The organism is Nonomuraea sp. NPDC003707 (assembly GCF_053587055.1).
This window is the reverse complement of sequence record NZ_JBSFNK010000003.1, coordinates 182,567-202,343: the sequence shown is the minus strand read 5'-3', so window position 1 is coordinate 202,343 and position 19,777 is coordinate 182,567. Positions and strand designations below refer to the sequence as shown.

Below are 19,777 nucleotides of genomic sequence, written 5' to 3'. Positions count from 1 at the left end.
CGTACGTAACAGAAGGCAGATTGCTGACCGCGACGGCCTGCTAATCCTGCGACGTGACTCGGAAAGCACTACACAGCCTTGACGCAACTAAAGGCCTGCTGTTGAACTCGGAGGTGTCGAGCGGGAGGCGGAGGTCCGGGATGTCCATCGACTACTCCGAGCGCATACCCAACAACGTCGACCTCGCGGAAGACCGCCGGCTGCGGCGGGCGCTGGAGTCGTGGCAGCCGCGCTTCCTGCAGTGGTGGTCGGAGATGGGCCCCGCGCTGCCCACCCAGGACGTCTATCTCCGCACGGCCGTCGCGGTCGGCCGGGAGGGGTGGGCGCATTTCGATCACGTGGCGCTGCCGGACTACCGCTGGGGCATCTTCCTCGCCGAACGCGACACCGACCGGCGCATCGCGTTCGGGCAGAACAAGGGGCGGCCCGTCTGGCAGCAGGTGCCCGGCGAGCACCGGGCGGACCTGCAGCGGCTCATCGTCATCCAGGGCGACACCGAGCCGGCCAGCGTCGAGCAGCAGCGGCGGCTCGGTCTCACCGCCCCCTCCCTCTACGACCTGCGCAACCTCTTTCAGGTGAACGTGGAGGAAGGGCGGCACCTGTGGGCCATGGTCTACCTGCTGCACGCCTATTTCGGCCGGTCCGGGCGGGAGGAGGCCGAAGCGCTCCTGCTGCGCAACTCGGGCAGCGAGGACTCTCCGCGCATCCTGGGCGCCTTCAACGAGGAGACGCCGGACTGGCTGTCGTTCTACATGTTCACGTACTTCACCGACCGGGACGGGAAATACCAGCTCGGCACGCTGAAGGAGTCGGCGTTCGACCCGCTGAGCCGTACCTGTGAGTTCATGCTCAAAGAGGAGGCCCACCACATGTTCGTGGGGACCACGGGTGTGGACCGGGTGGTGGAGCGTACGGCGCAGTTGATGCGCGAACACGACACCGACGACATCTGGGAGTACGGCGGCATCCCGCTCGACGTCCTCCAGAAGTACATCAACTTCCACTACAGCGTCAGCCTCGACCTCTTCGGCGGCGAGACCTCCACCAACGTGGCCAACTACTTCACCGCCGGGCTCAAGGGGCGGTGGCAGGAGGAGCGGCGCAAGGACGACCACCTGCTCACCGAGGCGGTCGCCGTCGTGCAGCGGGTCGAGGCGGGGCGGCTGGCCGACGTCGAGCTGCCCGCGCTCACCGCGCTCAACGCCGACCTGCGCGGCGAGTACGTCGCCGACTGTGCCACCGGCGTCAACCGGTGGAACCGGATCCTCGCCGACCGCGGTCTCGGCGCCGTCCTCTACCTGCCGCACCTGGGGTTCAACCGGCGGGTGGGCATGTTCGGCGGGCACCACATCTCGCCGCACGGGCGCCTTCTGGATGAGCCGGCCTGGGAGGCGTCCCGGGACCGGTGGCTGCCGACGGCCGAGGACAAGACGCGCGTCCAGGCGCTGATGCGCCCCGTCTACGAGCCGGGGAAGATCGCGGCCTGGGTGGCGCCGCCCCGCAACGGCATCAACGGCCGTCCGTTCGACTACGAGTACGTCCACCTGTGACGGGCCACTCGGGAGCGGATCTTGCGGGAGTGGAGGCGTGACCTGGCCCACAGGGTGTTATCTTGCCTGCGTGGCGGGCGTGGATGGGGAGGACGGGCTGACGGAGGCCTTTCTGCGCGAGCCGCGGCGCTATACCAGCCACCAGGTGGCCTACATGGCAGGGGTGCCGGTCTATCGCGCGCGGCGTTACTGGCGTGCTCTGGGGTTCGCGAACGTGGCCGACGACGCGGTCGAGTTCACCGACTCCGACGTGGAGGCGCTCAGGACGATGCTCGAGCTGGTCAGCTCGGGCGTCTACGACGAGGAGCACATGCTGCTGGTCGCGCGCTCGATCGGCAGCGCGACGACCCGGCTGGCCGAGTCGCAGGCCGAGCTGGGCGTCGAGGCGCTCGACCAGGCCGGGGTGCCGCTGGCCGAACGCCCGCGGGCCTGGCGCCGGCGGGCCGAGCGGGTGGTGCCCGACCTGGCGCGCCTGCTGGTCTACGGCTGGCAGCGCCAGCTCGCCGCCGCCGCGGGGCGCATCGCCGAGCAGGACATGAGCGCCGTACGCCTGGCCGTCGGCTTCGCCGACCTGGTCGCGTTCACCCGGCTGAGCAGGCAGATCACGGGGAGCGAGCTGTCCAGGCTGATCGACAGGTTCGAGGGGCGCTCGGCCGACATCGTGACCTCCACCGGTGGGCGGGTGGTCAAGACGCTGGGCGACTCGGTGCTGTTCGTGGCCGACCAGTCGCACGTCGTGGCCGAGATCGCGCTGCGGCTGGTGGAGACGCACGCGAAGATCAAGGACATGCCGGAGCTGCGGGTGGGGCTGGCGGCGGGGCCGGTGATCTGGCGCATGGGGGACGTCTTCGGCACCACGGTCAACCTCGCCAGCCGGCTCACGGCGTTGTCGCTGCCGGGGACGATCCTGGCGGATCCGCAGTTCGCCGAGGAGCTGGAGGGGGACCGGGCGTTCCGGCTGCGGCCCGTCAACCGGCTGTCGGTCCGCGGGCTCGGCGAACTGGCCCCGTTCACGGTCACCCGCGCCGGCTCCTGACCCACCACCCCGGATCCCGCCACTTCCGCTGAACCGCTGCGCACGGCACGGGGCCGGCGCGGCGGAGTGCCGAGGCGCTGGGGCGTTCCGGACGGTGGCCGGGGCCGGGCGGTGGGATCGGGTGAGTGCTCCCCGGCCGTTGCCGGGGGCGGGCAACCTGGGGTTGCGGTCGATGCGTCACTACCGGCAACGGGCTCTCACGAGAGGCAAATCAAGTTGGCGGATAGGGCGATATTTCAGGACTTCGTGGTGGCGAGGTCGGATCGGCTGTTACGCACGGCGTACCTGCTGACCCACGACTGGGCCACCGCGGAGGACCTGCTGCAGGAGGCGCTGGCCAAGGCGTGGTTCGCCTGGCCGGGCATCGACGAGCCCGAGGCGTACGTGCGCCGCGTCCTGGTGACCACGTACACCTCCTGGTGGCGCCGCAGGTGGCGCAGGGAGCTGCCCAGCGGGGACCTGCCGGAGGCGCCCGCGTACGACGACGCGGGCAGGGGCGACGAGCTGTGGCAGGCGGTCGGGCGGCTGCCCGCCAGGCAGCGCGCGGTGATCGTGTTGCGCTTCTACGAGGACCTGCCGGTGGCCGAGGTGGCCGCGATCCTGGGCTGCCAGGAGGGCACGGTCAAGAGCCAGACCGCCAAGGCGCTGGCCAAGCTGCGAGTGGACGAGTCGATCGTGAAGGAGCTGCACCGATGACCGTGCAAGACCTGCGTGACGTCCTGCGCGAGCGGGCCGAGGCCCCCTCGCCGGGCAACCCGAACCGGCACGAGCAGGTCAGCTCCCGCATCCGCAGGACCCGCCTGCGCAGGCGGGCGACGGCGGGCGTGGCGGCCGTGGCGGCGAGCGCCGTAGTGGGCGTCTCCTTGTTCCCCGGTACGGTGACGGCACCGGGGCCCGGCACGACCGCCACGGCAAGGACCGAACAGGACAAGCCCGCCGGACTGCCCGAGGAGTTCACCGCCGGGGACGGCACCGCGTACCGCCGCCTGGCCGTCGGCACGATCAGGAAGGAAGGCGCGAAGAAGGTCTCGTTCACGGTGCCGGTCTCCGGCAAGCCGCTGGACGTGGCCATGACGTGCGACGGCGACACCGGCGCCGACTCGCCCGCCGTCGTCGTGAACGGCAGGGCCGACACCGGTTCCCAGGCCGTGCCGTGCGGGAAGTCGATGCAGCTGCGCCCGCTGTCCGTGGTCCGGCGCGGCGCGACGGAGGCCACGGTCACCTTCGACACGACCGTCGTGGCCCGGGGCTGCGTCCAGTTCAAGAAGGACGGGCCGTGCGTGACTCCCCAGCCGAAGGAGGCCACCTGGCACGTGGCCGTCTACGAGTGGACGCCGCCTGCCCGGCCGGTCGAGCCCGAGCCGGTCAAGGACTTCCCTGACCGGTTGGCGGGGTGGAAGCTGGCCCGTTCGGCGACGGGCATGTGGGATCGGAATCGGTCCTTCACCCTCGTGGTCACGAGCCCGGGCGGCAAGATCAGCATCGACCGGCTCTGCACGGGTGAGCTGGCCACGCGGATGTGGTTCAAATATCAGGTCGACGCCGAGGAATCCATGGCCACGAGCTGCGCCGTCTGGAAATCAGGCCCGTACCCCATGGCCCTGCAAGAATTTTTCGTCCCCAAGGGCAAGAAGGTGACGATCACCGGAAAGATCGGCTTCTGGGGCGAGTACACCAACCGCCCGGTGCGATGGTCGGTGGGCGTGTACGTAAAGTAGATCGCGTGACGGAACGGGCAGCCTTCGAGGGCAGGCTGGTGGACGCCGACGCGCGCCTCATGTGGCAGGCGCGCTACGGCCACTTCACCGCCATGCAGGTCAGGGATCGCCGGGTGCGGGGGCTCGACCTGCACGTCGCCCGGCTGGAGGCGGCCAACGCAGAGCTGTTCGGGGTCCCGGTCGACCGCGCCGCCGTGCTCGCCTCCGTCGCGGCGGTGCTCGGCGACGACGTACGGGACGCGAGCGTACGCGTGTCCGTGGTGGAGTTCGCCGACGGCCCGCGCGTCATCGCCGTCGCCGCCCCGCCCCACGAGCCGCCCACCGGCCCGGTGAGCGTCAAGTCGGTCGTCGGCCAGCGCTACCTGCCGCACATCAAGCAGGCGTCCGGCATGATGCAGGCCCACATCGGGCGGCAGGCCCAGCGCGAGGGCTTCGACGAGGCGCTGCTCACCGCCGAGGACGGCCTGATCAGCGAGGGCTCGATCACCAACGTGGGCGGCTTCGCCGGCCGGCGCCTGGTCTGGCCGGACGCGCCGATGCTGCGCGGGATCACGATGCAGCTGCTGGAGCGGATGGACGTCCCGCAGGAGCGACGGCCGTTGAAGGTCGCCGACCTGCAGGGCCTCGACCAGGTCTTCCTCTGCAACTCCTGGGGCGTCTGGCCGGTCGGCGGGGTGGACGGCATCCCGCTGCCCCAGGACGACACGCTGATGGCGAGCGTTCTCGAGCATTACGACCGTATTGCGTGGGATCCACTGGACTGACCACTTTGTCAGGTACGATCGCCGATCATCGTTCTGCGATCGCAAGGGAAGTCCGCATGACGACTCGCCGGCACGCCATTGGTGATCTCCTCCGTCGCTCCGCCGCCCGCCACCCGGCCAAGACCGCCGTCGTCTACGGCGACCTGCGGCAGAGCTACGCCGACCTCGACCTGGCGGTGAACCGCACGGCCAACGCCCTGGCCGCGCGCGGCGTCGGCAAGGGCGACCGGTTCGCCGTCTTCAGCCACAACAACCACGCGTTCGTGGTGGCGTACTTCGCGCTGGCGCGGCTGGGCGCGATCTCCGTGCCGATCAACTTCATGCTGGGCACGGCGGAGGTCGCGTATATCCTGGAGCATTCCGGCGCGACCGGGATCCTCGTGGAGGAGGCGCTGCTGCCGGTGGCCGCGGCGGCGGCCGGGCCGCAGGTACGGGTGCGCGGCGTGATCGGTGCGGCCGACGGCTGGGAGTCGTTCAAGGAGTGGGCGGCCTTCGACGACGCGTCGGAGCCGCAGGTGGAGATCGCCGACGACGACCCGATCCAGCTCATGTACACCAGCGGCACCGAGTCGCGGCCCAAGGGCGCCACGCTGTCCAGCCGCAGCCTGATCGCCCAGTACGTCACCTGCGTCGTGGACGGCGAGATGAGCCATCACGACGTCGAGATCCACGCCCTCCCGCTCTACCACTGCGCCCAGCTGCACTGCTTCCTGACGCCCGGCGTCTACCTCGGCGCCACCAACATCATCCTGCCCGGCGCCACCCCGGCGTCGATCCTGGCCACCATCGAGGGCGAGCGCGCCACCAAGCTCTTCTGCCCGCCGACCGTCTGGATCGGCCTGCTGCGCCACCCCGACTTCGACCGCCGCGACCTGTCGTCCCTGCGCAAGGGCTACTACGGCGCCTCGATCATGCCCGTCGAGGTGCTGAAGGAGATCGCCGCCCGCCTGCCGGACGTCCGCCTGTTCAACTTCTACGGACAGACGGAGATGGCCCCGGTCGCCACCATCCTGGGCCCGGAGGAGCAGCTCACCCGCCTCGGCTCGGCCGGCAGGGCCGCCCTCAACGTCGAGACCAGGGTCGTCGACGACCAGGACAGGCCCGTGCCGCCCGGCGTGGTCGGCGAGATCGTCCACCGCAGCCCGCACGCCATGCTCGGCTACTGGAACGACCCGGACAAGACCGCCGAGGCGTTCAGGGGCGGCTGGTTCCACAGCGGCGACCTGGGTGTCATGGACGCCGACGGCTACCTGTCCGTGGTGGACAGGAAGAAGGACATGATCAAGTCGGGCGGCGAGAACGTCGCGAGCCGCGAGGTGGAGGAGGCCATCTACCAGCATCCGGAGGTGGCGGAGGCGGCCGTGTTCGGGGTGCCGGACGACACGTGGATCGAGGCGGTCACGGCCGCGGTGGTGCTGCGCGAAGGGGGCGGGACGACGGAGCAGGAGCTGATCGCGTTCCTGCGGGAGCGGCTGGCGGCGTTCAAGACGCCCAAGCGGGTGGTGTTCGTGGACGCCCTGCCCAAGAACGCCTCCGGCAAGGTGCTCAAGCGGGAGCTGCGCGACGCGTTCTGATCGCGCGCTTGCGTCAGCTCGGCGATTAGCGGGCATTCACTCTCGGTGACGAACTCCTCCTCAGACCCTGGGGCGCTCCTCCGCCTCGACCGAGAGAGACCGCATGCCGAGTTTGCCGGAGATCATGCACCGTACGTTCTTCCGTACCCTGTCCCTGCTGTCTCCGGCGGGGCAGGCGGTGCTCCTGCGCTACGTCTTCGACTGGCTGCACCGGACCCCTGACCCGTGGAGCCTCGCCACGGACAGTTACGAGCAGGACAAGTACCGGACCACGCTCCAGCACCTGCCCGCCCGGCCGTACCGGCGGATCATCGACGTCGGGTGCAGCGAGGGCGTGTTCACGCACGTCCTCGCGGTGACGTACCCGGACGCGGAGATCATCGGGGTGGACGTGTCGGAGCGGGCCCTGGCGCGGGCGCGCGAGCGGGTGCCGCAGGACGGGCGGGTGCGCTTCATCCGGGCGGACATCCTCACCCACCGCCCCGACCAGCGCTTCGACCTGGTGTTCTGCTCCGAGACCCTCTACTACCTGGGCCGCCACGAGCGGCTGCGGCAGGCGTCGGCGCAGCTCAGCGAGCTGCTGGTGCCCGACGGGGTGCTCGTGGCGGTCCACCCGTGGCCCGAGGCCGGCCGGCTGCACCACTACCTGGACTCGCACGCGGCGCTGTCACGGCTGACCGAGCAGGTCTACACGGCCACGTCGCGCCCGTTCGCCATCACCGTCTACGGGACGAAACCGGCGCCGCCGAGCTCCTAGCCGCCGGTCTTGCCCAGGAGGTCGGCGGCGATCTGGCGGATCACCACGCGCTGGATCTTGCCGGTCGCCGTCTTCGGCAGCTCGTCCAGCACCAGGACCTCGCGCGGCCGCTTGAAGGAGGCCAGGCCCTCCCGGCAGAAGCCGATCAGCTCGCCGGCGTCCACCGTGCGGCCCGGGGCGGACACCACGCAGGCCACCGGCTTCTCCAGCCCGTCCTCGTCGATGTACGCCACGACGGCGCACTCGCCCACCGACTCGTGCTGGAGCAGCCGGGCCTCGACCTCCATCGGCGACACCCAGATGCCGCCCGCCTTGATCATGTCGTTGGAGCGGCCGAGGCACTGGTAGAAGCCGTCCTCGCCTCTGATGTAGGTGTCGCCGGTACGCAGCCACTCGCCCTGGAACACCTGCCGGGTGGTCGCCGTGCGGCACCAGTAGCCGGTGGCCACCGAGTCGCCCCGGACGTACAGGTGGCCCGGCTCCCCGTCCTTGACGGGCGCGCCGGAGTCGTCGAGCAGCTTGGCCTCGTAGCCCGGCACGACGGTGCCCGAGCTGCCCGGGCGTACCCGGCCCGGGTGGTTGGAGATGAAGATGTGCAGTGCCTCCGTCGAGCCGAGGCCGTCGATGATGTCCACCCCGAAGCGCTCGGTGAAGCGGCGGTGGATCTCGGCGGGCAGTGCCTCGCCTGCGGAGACGGCCAGCCGTACGGACTGGAAGGCGCCGGCGGGGATGTCGGCGGCGAGCAGCGCCGCGAAGAACGTCGGGCCCGCGAAGAACAGCGTCGGTCGCTCCTCGATCACCCTGGCGACCACGCCCGCGGGGGTGGGCCGCGCCGGGTCGAGGACCGCCGTGGCGCCCGCGGCCAGGGGGAAGAACATGGAGTTGCCGATGCCGTACGCGAAGAACAGCCGCGCGACCGAGAAGCACCGGTCGTCGGGGCGGATGCCGAGGACCTGCCGCCCGTACCCCTCGTAGACCTCCTGGACGGCGCCGTGCCGGTGCATGGCCGCCTTGGGGGCGCCGGTGGTGCCGGAGGTGTAGAGCCAGAGGGCGGGGGAGTCGCGCCAGGTGTCGTACGGGAGGCCCGCCGCCCTGCCCGACTCCAGGACGTCGGACCACAGGCACACCGGCGTTTCCTCCTCCGCCGGCGGCGGATCGATGAGGACGAGCACCGCCACGTCGGGCGTGCTCCGCACGGCCTCGCGCACGGTCGGCGCGAACTCGGGGGTGGCCACGACGACCCTCGCCCGCGAGTCCCGGACCAGGGTGGCGAGCTCGGCGGGGTTGTACATGGTGGAGACCGGCACGGCGACCGCGCCCATGCGCATGACGGCCAGGACGGTGATCGCGGTCTCCGGGCGGTCGGACATGACGAGCAGGACCCGCTCCTCGGGGCGGACGCCCATCGTGCGTAAACCGGCCGCGAACCTGGCCACGTGGTCGGCCAGCTGCGCGTAGGTCAGCGTGCCCGCGGGGCCGGTGACGGCGATGCGATCGCCGTGGCCCGCTTCGACCTGGCGGTCCACGAGAAAGACGCTGGCGTTGAACGACTCGGACGACATGGGCGTCCCCATCCGCAGGCGCGTGTACGTAGGGAAATCTTCTACATAGGAGGGATGTGACGTCAATGACATGTAGTACGGGGAAACCGGTCGTCCGGGGTGAGCTCGTCTATCGCGGTGCAGCTCGCGTGCGAGGCGGGAGCCCGAGTGATCGGCACCGGCAGGGCCGGCGACAGGGACCGCGCAGTTCGTCGCGGCGCGGTCCTCGGGCGGCTCGACCTGCGCCTGAACAGACCATCGCCAAGGCTTGATTTCGCCCTCGATAGGCATCGAATCGCTTGGGCAGCGTACTCGAGCACGTCCACCCCGCCTGGCCGGGACGCACACCGAGGTCAGCGGCTGGCTGCGGTGGTGTAGCGAGCCCTCAGGGCCGGAGGCGGGGAGGCCTCGGGATCGTCCCGTCGGCCTCAAGGTCCAAGCGGGATAGGAGAGACGTCATGATCCGACGGCGGTGCGCCGGTGGCATTCTGGCTGCCGGCATGGTGGCCGCGGCCGCCGCATGTGCTCCCGTAGCAGAGCATGCGACCGGCAAGGTGCAGGGTGCGGCCGAGGCGCCGGCTGCCGTCACGGTTACGCAACCGCCGACGGAGACGCTCTCGATTCTGTCGGAGCAGGCGCTTCCCAATGCCAAGGGCAAGACGTTCACCTCGGCGATTGCAGACTTCCCGCCAGGTTCACGTGCGGTGCCGCATCGGCACGGCAACAGTTTTGTGTACGCCTACGTGCTTGCGGGAACTTTTCGTAGCCAGATCGGTGGCGAGCCGGTGCGAACCTTCCATGAGGGCGAGCACTGGGTCGAGCCTCCGGGTGCCCACCATGTGCTCACGGAGAACACCAGCCAGACGAAACCGGCGAAGCTGCTGGTCATCTTCATCTCCAACACAGGAGACAAGATCAAGATCGATGACCCGCCAGGGTAGTCCATCGGCGGCACAACCACCGGCCAAGCGGACGACCGCATGCCGCGGGTTCTCGACGGCTGCCGCCGTTGGTTGCGGCCGTGACGCGACCATGACACGGCGCGGACGAGGCGGGGACATGGCCGGCCGACAGTGGGTGGGGTCGGCGGGCGAGCTACGGGTGAGTTACCGGGCGTGCGGCGAAACCCGGCGGCGTGTCATGAGTGCTGTCGATCGAGGATGACCGACCGTGCGGGAGTGCCTTGGGGCCCTCATCGAGCAGGGCGAGATGAGCCGGCCGGGGCTGCTGTGACCGTCCGTTGGATGGAAAGTTCCGGCGAAGGTGATCACGAAAAGGAGAAGGCGTTGGTTGATGACGGAGAATGGGACCGGCGTTCGGTGTTACGGGGCGCCGCGGTGCTGGCCGGTGCGGCCGCGACGGCGCCGCTGTCAGGCGGGGCGGCCACGGCGCTGGCCGGCAGCGGTGACGCGGACGCGCTGTTCAAGGCCGGGAAGTTCGAGGAGGCCGGCCGCGCCTACGAGGAGATCCTGAGAACAGACCCCACGAACCTGCACGCGGCCCGCCGTCGCGGCTATGTCGGGCTGCTGGCCAACCAGTTCCCCGACGCCGAGAAATACCTCAAGATGGCCCTCAAGCTGGCGCCCGAGGACAAGGACGCCAACTACTATCTGGCCGACTGCTACCTCCGGCAGGACAAACTCTCCCTCTCCATACCGCACTGGCAAGCAGCCGGCGAAGAAATCTACGCCAAATGGTTCGCGGCAGTACGTGGCAAGCCGTATCGGATCCACGGCGAAATCGCGCGGGTGCCATGGCAGCAGACGGACCCGATGCCGCTGGTAGAGGCCTCGGTCAACGGCGGACCGCCGAAGCGCTTCACGTTCTACACCGGCACCGGATGGCTGGGCCTGTCCTCGACGGTGGCCAAGGAGGCCGGGCTGAGCCCCGTCGCCAGTCAGAAGATCGAGTTCCTGAACGGCGTCATATGGCAGTACTTCGGGGTGCTGGACTCGTTCAGGCTGGGCGGCATCGAACTGCGCAACATCCCCGTGGGCTGGTCGGCGACGGAGTCGGGCGAAGATGTCGACACTGACAGCGACGGCATCATCGGCACGTGGGTCTTCTACCACTTGCTGACCACCTTCGACTACGCGGGCCGGTCGCTGATCCTGCGCCGCCGAACCCCCGAAACGGCCGGCAGGGCACGCGCCGCCGCCACCCGGGCGGGCGCCAAGCCCCTGCCGCTGTGGCTGGCCCGTGAGCACGGGTGCCACAGCAGGGGCAGCATCGCCGGCATCGCCGACTCCGGCACGCAGGTGGTGGGCGTGCTCTGCGGCGGACACAGCGAGGTCGCCGCGGTCGTGAACGGGGAAAAGGCCAAGCAGTTGCAGATCCGCATCGACTACGACCGCCCGGTCGAGACTTTTGCCCACAGCCACCCAGTTGTCACCTACCCCTGCTACCCGAAGGAGATCCGCCTCGGCGACGCCGTCGCCAAGGCGGTCTACTGCTACACGAACCCGAACTCGCCGCTCGCCCCCAACGGGTTCGACGTGTCGGCCGCCTTCTTCCACAGCTTCCACAAGCCCAACAACATCACCCTCGACTTCACCGACATGAACCTCTACGTCGCCCGTGGCAAGGCCACCTGATCCGGTGCCGCACCAGCTCGGGTCGGACCCGCCGGCGGAAAGGCGGCAGCGCTCAAAGTTCGCGGATCACCAATTCCGCGGCGGTGACCCTCCTTTTAATAGTGTTCCGCGATGCCCGAGTTGATCTCGGTGAGGGCAAGGGTGGTGTCGGCGTAGCGGATGAGGTTGGACAGGCCTGGCGGCTGGGCGAGGGTGGCCTGGGCGTAGCGGACGGCGTCACCGACCGTGTCAAGCCCCAGGCGGCCAGCGGTGATCGTGTGCACCTGGGTGGCCGCGTTGATCCGGCGGGTGGCCAGGTTGAGGGTGGTGGCCAGTAGTTCCGCGCGCAGGGTGCGGGGCTGGGTCACCGGAAGGAACAAGACGGCCGCAGCCTCCTGCTGGGAGAGCGCACCGTCGGCCGTGGTGCCGTCGGTGCCGTCGAACCGCGTGTCGGTGGCCTGGACGCGAGCGAGCGTTTCGGCCGTGCGCAGGTCGTGCCGCAGCGCCCACACGGTCGACAGCAGCGGCTGTCTGCTGGGCGCGACCTCAGTGGTCATCGTCTGCGCCGATGCTGTCACGGGGGCGAACGCGCAGCCGTTGGTGCCGCCGTAGGCCAGGCTCGCCGTGCCGGTCACCGTGGCGCCCGCCTCCATGAGCAGGGTTGGCCGCGCGGTGAACGTCACGGTGGCTCCCGCTCCTGCCGCGATCGTGCCCGGCTTCCAGGTGAGGCTCGTGGTGTCGTCGTCGTTCCTGGTCACGGCGGATGGGCGGGGACCGGCTCCCTGGTCGAGGGCCTGGCTGTAGTACACCCCGGACGGCAGCGTGGTGGTCAGCGCGGCGCCGGTCGCGGGCGCGCTACCGGTGTTGCGGTAGGCGACGGTGTAGGTGATCATCTCGCCGGCGTTCACCGATGGGGTCGCCGTGGCGCTCACCGTCAGGGCAGGAGCGTGGATCTTCGTGGCGGCCGTGGCCGAGTTGTCGGTGAGCGTCTCGTCCGGCTCGGGGGCGCCGGTGATCTTAGCGGTGCTCGTGAGCGTCGTGCCGTCACCAGCCGTGCAGGGGACCGTGAACGTGAAGGTCTCGGTGGCCGTCCGGCCAGGCTGCAGGTCGGCCAGTTGCCGGATGACCGGGCCGCCGACAGGGGGCGTGAACGTGAGTGAGGTCGCAGTGGACGCACGGCCGCCCTTGTTGCCGGCGGTCACCGTGGCGGTCACCGTATCGCCGCCGCCGGCGTCCACTTTGTCCACGGTCATGGCCGCGGTCAGGTCGGCCGAGCTCATCCGCAACACGTCGTCCCCGGTGAGCTCGGGCACGATCGGGCCGTGGGCCCCGTCGGAGAAGGACGGGCTGCCGGTGAAGTCGTAGATCAGGTTGTCCCAGTCGGGGTTGCTGACCAGCCGCTCGTCGCTCTTGTCGCTCTTGCAGTCCTGGTCCACGTCGGGGATGTGGTTGATGTTGGCGGTGGCGTCGGTGGAGTAGGGCGTGCCGTCCCCCGTCCAGTCGATCGCCTTCTTGGGGTCCGCTGTGCGGATGTGGCCGCCCACACCGTAGATGACCTGTCCGGAGAAGGGCTTGAGTCCCGGCTCCTTGGTCTCATCGAGGTGGTTCTCGAGCAGAGTTTCGGTGCCTCGCTCCTGGTAGTCGAGCGGGCGGTCGGGATCGTTGGTGGTGAACTGCCAGATGTAGTTCATCACGCTGCGGTAGTTGGGCTTGCAGTTGATTCTGTCGACGACTCCGTTGGTGTACCTGCCGCCGTGGCCGAGACCGAGGGTGTGGCCGAGTTCGTGCAGCAGCGTCGCCTGTTCCGCGGCCGCGCGGCCACCAGCGCCGCTGAACCGCGCGTCGTCCCAGCGGCCTAGGGACACCACGAAGTCGTTACCGCCGCGGTCGTCCAGCTCTGCCCGCCCCGAGGTGTTCCCGGCGCCGGTGAGGCCGTGGATGAAGATCCCGTACCGGTAGTGCAGGCGCTTGAACAGCATGATCTTGTCGCACATCGGGTCGCCCCGGTCGTCGGCGGTGCCGAAGTGGGCGGTCGCGTGCGGCCCGCACGCCCTGGCAGGGACGCCCAGCTTCAGGTCGTCGAAATCATCGTCATCACCGGGTTGTCGATCGTCGCTGAAGTCGATCGACTCGGCGTACGGAAGCTCCTCGTCCGCGAGCAGGTGCAATCCCAACCCCACGACCGCCCTGTCGATCACCGGGGCTTCGTTGAACACCTTGCTCACTGCGGCCAGCACGCCTTCCTGCGGCTTCTCCCCGCGCATCCAGTCGATCTCGACATAGAGGTCGCGCCGCTCGGCATCCGCGTCGGGCAGCGTCAGGTCCACCACGTTGTCGCCGTTGAAGTCGACGCCGCGGTACTCCTCGTAGTCCTTGAAGCCGTCCCCGTCGGTGTCGCTCGCCTCGTTCGGGGTGATCTCCAGACATACCTGTACGGCAGGCTGCGGATCGGCCCCGAAGATTCCACCGCCCGGTTCCCCGTTGCCGGCCACGCACCCGATGGAGGACGTCATGTCACCTTTGACAGTCCCATGGACCATGTTGACCGTCAGCTTGGTGGCCGCATTGCCCGGTTGGGGCGAGGCGTCCCCGACATCATCGGGCGAGGTGTTGTCGTAGTCCATGATCAGGACGGAGATGTCCTGCTCGACCACGTCGGTGGGGATGCGCTTGGTCAGCTTCCAGTCCGGAGTCACCGCCTCCTGATCGTCCGGTGCCCGGGAGGTGGTGTACGAGTCGAAACCGGCGAAACCGATGATCGCGTAGAAGTCGGGGGCGCTTTCCGTGGAGCTCTCCAGCCCGGTGTTGCGGCAGGGATCGACGCAGCTCACGCGGAAGATGTGCACGGTGAGCGGCTGGGTGCTCGCCGCTGTCGCCGCTGTCGCGGGTGTCGAGGCGATGGACAGGCCCAAGACGCTTAAAAGCAGGGCAAAGGCCGCGTGCAATAACCTACTTGGCATTTCGCCACTATCAGCGCTTCAGCGCCTGTACAGCATGAGTAGCCCATACTCAAACCTCGCGCTCCCCAGCCACCAAGGCTCTCCTGCTGATCGCGCAACTCCGGGGTTGAGGGACGGCGGCGGAGCCTTCTTCTTGCCGGTGGTCCCCGACCCCCTGGCACGGCCCTCGCGGTTGGCTAACCTGATCAATAGAGGGTGAGGAGGGGGCCGATGACTGTCTCGATGGCGGTAGCCGCCCTGATGCTGCTCACGGTTGCGGCGATCGCTGTCCGTTCGGCGTGGTCACTGCTGTTCCGCAAGGCTCCCGTGCCCAGGCGCCGGGCCCGGGGCCGCCACCTGCCGTACCACGGTCCGATGGATAACGCCGGTCAGTACCCCATGCCCGGCGCGGACGGTATCGGCTGTGACCCAGGGAGCTCGGGCAGCACTCGCGACTGAGACCGTGAAGCAGCCCGCCGGTGGCGATGGTCATGGCTCTCTAGCCGTAGCAGGCGTCGTACAGGACGCCGCCGCGGCTGAGCAGGAAGACGTGCGTGTAGGTGATCTCGGGGGAGTCTTCGATGATGACGCCCTCGCTGAGCTGCGACTCGAAGACGTCGCGGACGAGGTCGCCGACTCTGGACCAGGACCAGCGGCCTTCCGTGTCCGCCTGATCAGCCCACACGGCGGCGGTGGTGTCGCCCACCAGGGCGGCCGGGAAGAAGTCCCCGCCGGCGCGCGGCTGAACGAGGGCGGTCCCCAGGCCGAGGTTCACCTGCTCCTCGGGCGGGGCGCCGGCGTCGTGCCAGCCGGTGCCGTCGGCGTCGGCGACGTGGGCGTATAGCGGCTGCCCGTTGGCGGTGATGAAGGCGCAGACCTGTGGAGCCTTGTCATCGGCGTTCTGGACGGCCGTCACGCCGGCGGTGCCGCTGCTCGGAACCGGCGGCTTTCCGAGGTTGGTCCATCGGGTCTCGCCCGTGTCGGAGACACACAGCCACAGGTTTCCGTCGCCACCGTTCATGTAGACGTGCAGGAGCCCGTGACCGGTCGTTCGGTCGGTGACGGCCACCACGCCGATCTTCCCGCTGAGGCCGACGCCCTCGGGGTGGCGCAGGTTGGCCCACTGCCAGCGGTGCTGAGTGGCGTTCCACCAGCCGGCCCACAGATTGGTGTCCTGGCCGCGTACGACCACGAACGGCTGGGCGCTGGCGCCGGGTACCAGTGCGAGGGAGACCGCGCCGATGCCTTCTGTGAGGGTCGTGCCAGGTGGCGTGCCCAGAGCCGTGGGGACCCACTTGGTGCCATCCCACCAGTACAGCTGCAGTTGCCTGTCAAGCAGGACGAAGACATAGGGGCGGGTGCCCCGGCTGTCGTCGTCGACGGCGACGACGCCCACCGGTTGGTCGGCCGCGCCTTTCACGTGGGTCCACTTCCACACGCCGGGGCCGAGCGGTGCGACCATCCACAGGTGGCCGTCGGTGGTCTTGACGACGGCGACCGGCGAGGGGATGGGGGCGAACGTGGAATTGAGCATTCTGATCGCGCCGAGCATTTCGGCGATCGCCCTGGAGTCCGGCTGGCCGACCTTCTCCAGGTGCCACCGCCGCCGGATCGGCACGTCCTGGTGCATGTCCTGCGCCTGTGTGTTCTGCCGGCCGTCGTTGGTTGTCATGGTCCGTCCCGTTTTGATGGATTCGATGCACGTACCATCGCTCGCCCGGATCGCCGAACTCTCACAAACCGATACACGCTCTATCGGCGCTGATCGAAATACTTTGGCGGGTGCGAAAAAAATGCACTTATTGACAAGTCATGGGGTGCCCGGGCAGGCGCACCGCGACAACGTGTGGTGGCAGCCGCCACGATGGACGGCCGCCGGCGCCCACCTGAAGAGGGGGAACTTCCGGCGGCTCAGGTCTCGCGCGGCGACCCTTCCACACGCTGCGAGCCTGGAGACGCCCGACTGGGATGTCAGGGCCGTTCAGTGGCGATCGCGAGATCGTGCAGCCAGACGACGGGGTGGTGTGCGGGCGGCGGCGGGGGATCAGTCGAGGAGGGCGCTGAGGGCGAGGCGTTCGGGGGCGGGGATGTAGCCGGCGTAATAGTCGTACATCGCCTTTTTCGACAGCCGGGCGGCCAGCGGGCCGTCGCCGGCGCGCATGGCGGCCAGCACCTCCTCGTGGTGCCGGATGCTCTGCCGCATCAGCGCCTCCCGGTCGGGCGCGTCGGCGATCTTCTCCGAGATCAGCTTGAGCACGATCGAGCGGACCACGTCCGTGCAGATCTGGATGAGCTTGTTGCCGCTCGCCCGCGCCACCACGTCGTGGAAGGCCACGTCGGCCTCACCGAACGTGTCCTGCCCCGTCTCCACGGCGGTCCGCATGTGCGCGACGGCCGACTCCATCTCGGCGAACTGCGCGTCGGTGCGCAGCCGGGCCGCCAGCAGGATCGCCGACGAGTCGAGCACCATCCTGAACTGCACCAGCTCGGCCAGCGACAGCTCCTCCACCCTGGCCAGCGTGGTCATCGACTTGTGCAGCGTGGCGGGCGAGAACGGCAGCACCTCCGCCCCGTTGGGGTCGCCGGGCCGTGACCGCACCAGGCCGCGCGCCTGCAGCACCCGCAGCGCCTCACGCACGGTGGACCGGCTGACCGAGAACTGCACCATGAGCTCCCGCTCGCTCGGCAGCCGCTCGCCCGGCGAGAGGGAGCCGCTCTCGATGGCCTCCTCGACCTGCTCCACCACCCGCTCATAGGCGCGTACGGTACGCACCGGCTCGAACCGCGGACCACCCATGAAAGCCCCCTTGACCCGAGCCGCCGCCGACTGGCAATGTGCGTAGCCTACTGGTCCGACCAGTGCACTAGCCAGGAGGCAGTAACACATGAGGCGAATCGGCATCTGGATCGCCGCCGGCGGTCTCCTGCTGGGCACGGCCGCCTGCGGCGGCACCTCCAGCGGCGGCGGCAGTGCGGGCACCCCCAAGACCCAGACCCTCTCCGTGGGATTCGTGGCCGAGCCCGCGAACCTCGACTTCACCTCGACGGAGGGCGCCGCCATTCCGCAGGCGCTGCTCGTCAACGTCTACGAGGGCCTGGTCAAGCTCGACCAGGACGGCAAGATCGTGCCGCTGCTCGCCGAGAAGTGGGACGTCTCGCCCGACCGCAAGACCTACACGTTCAGCCTGCGCAAGGACGTCAAGTTCAGCAGTGGCGCGCCGTTCACGGCCGACGACGTGGCGTTCTCGCTCGACCGGGTCAAGACGGACTGGAAGCTCAAGATCAAGGCGCAGCTCGACGTCGTCGACAAGGTGGAGAAGAAGGACGACTCCACCGCCGTCGTCACGCTCAAGAAGCCGAGCAACGGCTTCCTCTACTCCATGGCCACCAGGCTCGGCGCCATGTTCAGCCGCACCGGGATCGCCGACCTGGCCAACAAGCCCGTCGGCACCGGCCCGTACACGCTCGGCTCGTGGCGGCGCGGCGACTCCATCCAGCTCAACGCGAACACCTCCTACTGGGGCACCAAGCCGCCGCTGTCGTCGATCACGCTGAAGTACTTCAAGGACGCCACGGCGATGAACAACGCGCTGCTGACCGGCGGCATCGACGTCATCTCCGCCGTGCAGGCGCCCGAGTCGCTGCAGCAGTTCGCCGACCCCAACCGCTTCCAGACGGTCGAGGGCACCACGAACGGCGAGGTCGTGCTGTCGATGAACAACAGCCGCCCGCCGTTCAACGACAAGAAGGCCAGGCAGGCCGTCCGCTACGCGATCGACCACAAGGCGCTGCTGGAGACCGCCTGGGCCGGGCGCGGCCAGCTGATCGGCTCGATGGTGCCGCCCACCGACCCCTGGTACGAGGACCGCACCGGCGACTACCCGTACGACCCGGCCAAGGCCAAGGAACTGCTCGGCGGCAAGACGCTCAACGTCAAGATGCGCATCCCCAACCTGCCGTACGCGGTGGCGAGCGCGCAGGTCGTCAAGTCGCAGCTCGCGCAGGTCGGCATCACCGCCGACATCGAGCCCCTGGAGTTCCCGGCCCGCTGGCTGGACGTGGTGTTCAAGCAGGGCGACTACGACCTGTCCATCATCAACCACGTCGAGCCCCGCGACATGGGCATATTCGCCGACAAGTCGTACTACTTCCGCTACGACAACCCCGAGTTCGGCAAGCTCCTCGCCTCCGCCGACGAGGGCACCGAGCAGCAGCAGACCGACGACCTGAAGAAGGCCGCCAAGCTGCTGTCCGACGACGCGGCCGCCGACTGGCTCTTCCTCTTCCCCAACCTGATCGTGGCGAAGAAGGGCGTCACCGGGCTGCCGAAGAACGCCATCGCGGAGTCCTTCGACTTCACCGCGCTCTCCAAGCAGCAGTGACGCTTTACCTGATCAAACGCCTGGCGGTGCTCGTCGCGAGCACCGTCGTGGCGGGCGTGGTGGTGTTCGCGTTCATGGCGCTGCTGCCCGGCGACCCGGCGGAGGTCGCGCTCGGCGTGAACGCCACGCCCGACGCGGTGGCGGCGCTGCGCAAGCAGTTCGGCATCGACCGGCCGCCCGTCGTGCAGTTCTTCGACTGGTTCGGCGGGCTCCTGCACGGCGACTTCGGCACCTCGTACGTGACCAGCTCGCCCATCGGCCCGCAGATCAGCGACCGGCTCGGCGTCACGGCCGTGCTGGTGCTCGGCGGGATGCTGGTGGCGCTGGTCATCGCGGTGCCGCTCGGCACGTTCGCGGCCGTGCACCACCGCAACCCGCTCGGGGCGGCCATCAGCGCGCTCAGCCAGGTCGGCATCGCGATCCCGGCGTTCCTGGCGGGCATCCTGCTGGTGTTCGTGTTCGCGGTGCAGGCCCAGGCGCTGCCGTCCGGCGGCTACGTGCCGATCGCCGAGAACCCGGCGCAGTGGCTGCTCAGCCTGCTGCTGCCGTGGTTGTCGCTCGGCCTCGTACAGGGCGCGGTCCTGACCCGGTACGTGCGCAGCGCCGTGCTCGACGTGATGCGCGAGGACTACCTGCGCACGGCCCGCGCCAAGGGCCGGGGCAGCACCGGCGCCCTGTGGCGGCACGGCCTGCGCAACGCCTCGATCCCCGTCGTCACCGTGCTCGGCCTGCAACTGGCCACGCTGCTGATCGGCGCGGTCGTGGTCGAGCGGGTCTTCGTCATCCCCGGGCTCGGCGACCTGCTGCTCAACGGCGTCGCCGGGCGTGACCTGCTGCTCGTCCAAGGTGTGGTGATGGTGCTGGTGGCGGCCGTCCTGCTGATCAACTTCGTGGTGGACGTGGCCTACCGCGTGCTCGATCCGAGGCTGCGATGAGGGGCCGG

Annotated in this window: 15 protein-coding genes; 11 read left to right on the top strand and 4 right to left on the bottom strand. The window is 69.3% G+C overall.

The annotated features are described in order from the left end of the window. The first annotated feature begins 140 nt into the window (after positions 1-140). The 7 genes from boxB to ACWDRB_RS08545 all read left to right on the top strand — a co-directional run bounded on the left by boxB (position 141) and on the right by ACWDRB_RS08545 (position 7,399). Entirely contained in the window at positions 141-1,550 is a 1,410-nt protein-coding gene (gene boxB / locus ACWDRB_RS08575) for a benzoyl-CoA 2,3-epoxidase subunit BoxB (protein ID WP_449892484.1), read from the top strand. Positions 1,551-1,620: 70 nt separating this feature from the next. After that, positions 1,621-2,586, top strand: a complete 966-nt coding sequence (locus ACWDRB_RS08570) for an adenylate/guanylate cyclase domain-containing protein (RefSeq protein WP_350727830.1) — start codon at positions 1,621-1,623, stop codon at positions 2,584-2,586. A 216-nt stretch (positions 2,587-2,802) separates the two neighbouring features. Beyond that, a complete protein-coding gene (locus ACWDRB_RS08565; protein ID WP_355195879.1) occupies positions 2,803-3,282 on the top strand; it encodes a SigE family RNA polymerase sigma factor in 480 nt (159 codons plus the stop codon). Beyond that, complete coding sequence (locus tag ACWDRB_RS08560; protein WP_449892482.1) at positions 3,279-4,304, top strand: hypothetical protein; 1,026 nt, start codon at positions 3,279-3,281, stop codon at positions 4,302-4,304. The genes ACWDRB_RS08565 and ACWDRB_RS08560 overlap by 4 nt, the downstream gene beginning before the upstream one ends. A gap of 5 nt (positions 4,305-4,309) precedes the next feature. Continuing rightward, positions 4,310-5,068, top strand: a complete 759-nt coding sequence (locus tag ACWDRB_RS08555) for an aminotransferase class IV (protein ID WP_449892481.1) — start codon at positions 4,310-4,312, stop codon at positions 5,066-5,068. A 56-nt stretch (positions 5,069-5,124) separates the two neighbouring features. After that, positions 5,125-6,642: an acyl-CoA synthetase gene (locus ACWDRB_RS08550; RefSeq protein WP_449892480.1), complete on the top strand. Its 1,518-nt coding sequence runs from the start codon at positions 5,125-5,127 to the stop codon at positions 6,640-6,642. A 103-nt stretch (positions 6,643-6,745) separates the two neighbouring features. Beyond that, the gene (locus ACWDRB_RS08545; protein WP_449892479.1) at positions 6,746-7,399 is read left to right on the top strand and encodes a class I SAM-dependent methyltransferase; all 654 of its coding nucleotides are present in this window, start codon (positions 6,746-6,748) and stop codon (positions 7,397-7,399) included. Here the strand turns inward: ACWDRB_RS08545 and ACWDRB_RS08540 are convergent. Further along, entirely contained in the window at positions 7,396-8,961 is a 1,566-nt protein-coding gene (locus tag ACWDRB_RS08540) for a benzoate-CoA ligase family protein (RefSeq protein ID WP_449892478.1), read from the bottom strand. The genes ACWDRB_RS08545 and ACWDRB_RS08540 overlap by 4 nt on opposite strands. 437 nt (positions 8,962-9,398) lie before the next feature. Between ACWDRB_RS08540 and ACWDRB_RS08535 the strand changes: the two genes are divergently transcribed. Together ACWDRB_RS08535 and ACWDRB_RS08530 are read left to right on the top strand one after the other, a co-directional pair. Continuing rightward, complete coding sequence (locus ACWDRB_RS08535) at positions 9,399-9,881, top strand: cupin domain-containing protein (RefSeq protein WP_449892477.1); 483 nt, start codon at positions 9,399-9,401, stop codon at positions 9,879-9,881. Between the two features lie 345 nt (positions 9,882-10,226). Then, positions 10,227-11,534, top strand: a complete 1,308-nt coding sequence (locus tag ACWDRB_RS08530) for a tetratricopeptide repeat protein (RefSeq protein WP_449892476.1) — start codon at positions 10,227-10,229, stop codon at positions 11,532-11,534. 95 nt (positions 11,535-11,629) lie between these two features. Here ACWDRB_RS08530 and ACWDRB_RS08525 read toward each other — a convergent pair whose 3' ends face one another. From ACWDRB_RS08525 to ACWDRB_RS08515, 3 genes are all read right to left on the bottom strand, one after another. Continuing rightward, the gene (locus tag ACWDRB_RS08525; RefSeq protein ID WP_449892475.1) at positions 11,630-14,425 is read right to left on the bottom strand and encodes a hypothetical protein; all 2,796 of its coding nucleotides are present in this window, start codon (positions 14,423-14,425) and stop codon (positions 11,630-11,632) included. Positions 14,426-14,951: 526 nt separating this feature from the next. Next, complete coding sequence (locus ACWDRB_RS08520; protein ID WP_449892474.1) at positions 14,952-16,124, bottom strand: hypothetical protein; 1,173 nt, start codon at positions 16,122-16,124, stop codon at positions 14,952-14,954. Between the two features lie 372 nt (positions 16,125-16,496). Further along, complete coding sequence (locus tag ACWDRB_RS08515; protein WP_449892473.1) at positions 16,497-17,249, bottom strand: FadR/GntR family transcriptional regulator; 753 nt, start codon at positions 17,247-17,249, stop codon at positions 16,497-16,499. An 88-nt stretch (positions 17,250-17,337) separates the two neighbouring features. On the opposite strand from ACWDRB_RS08515, the gene ACWDRB_RS08510 reads away from it, so the two are divergent. After that, a complete protein-coding gene (locus ACWDRB_RS08510) occupies positions 17,338-18,834 on the top strand; it encodes an ABC transporter substrate-binding protein (protein WP_449892472.1) in 1,497 nt (498 codons plus the stop codon). Further along, the gene (locus tag ACWDRB_RS08505; RefSeq protein ID WP_449892471.1) at positions 18,831-19,769 is read left to right on the top strand and encodes an ABC transporter permease; all 939 of its coding nucleotides are present in this window, start codon (positions 18,831-18,833) and stop codon (positions 19,767-19,769) included. The genes ACWDRB_RS08510 and ACWDRB_RS08505 overlap by 4 nt, the downstream gene beginning before the upstream one ends. Positions 19,770-19,777 lie beyond the last annotated feature (8 nt).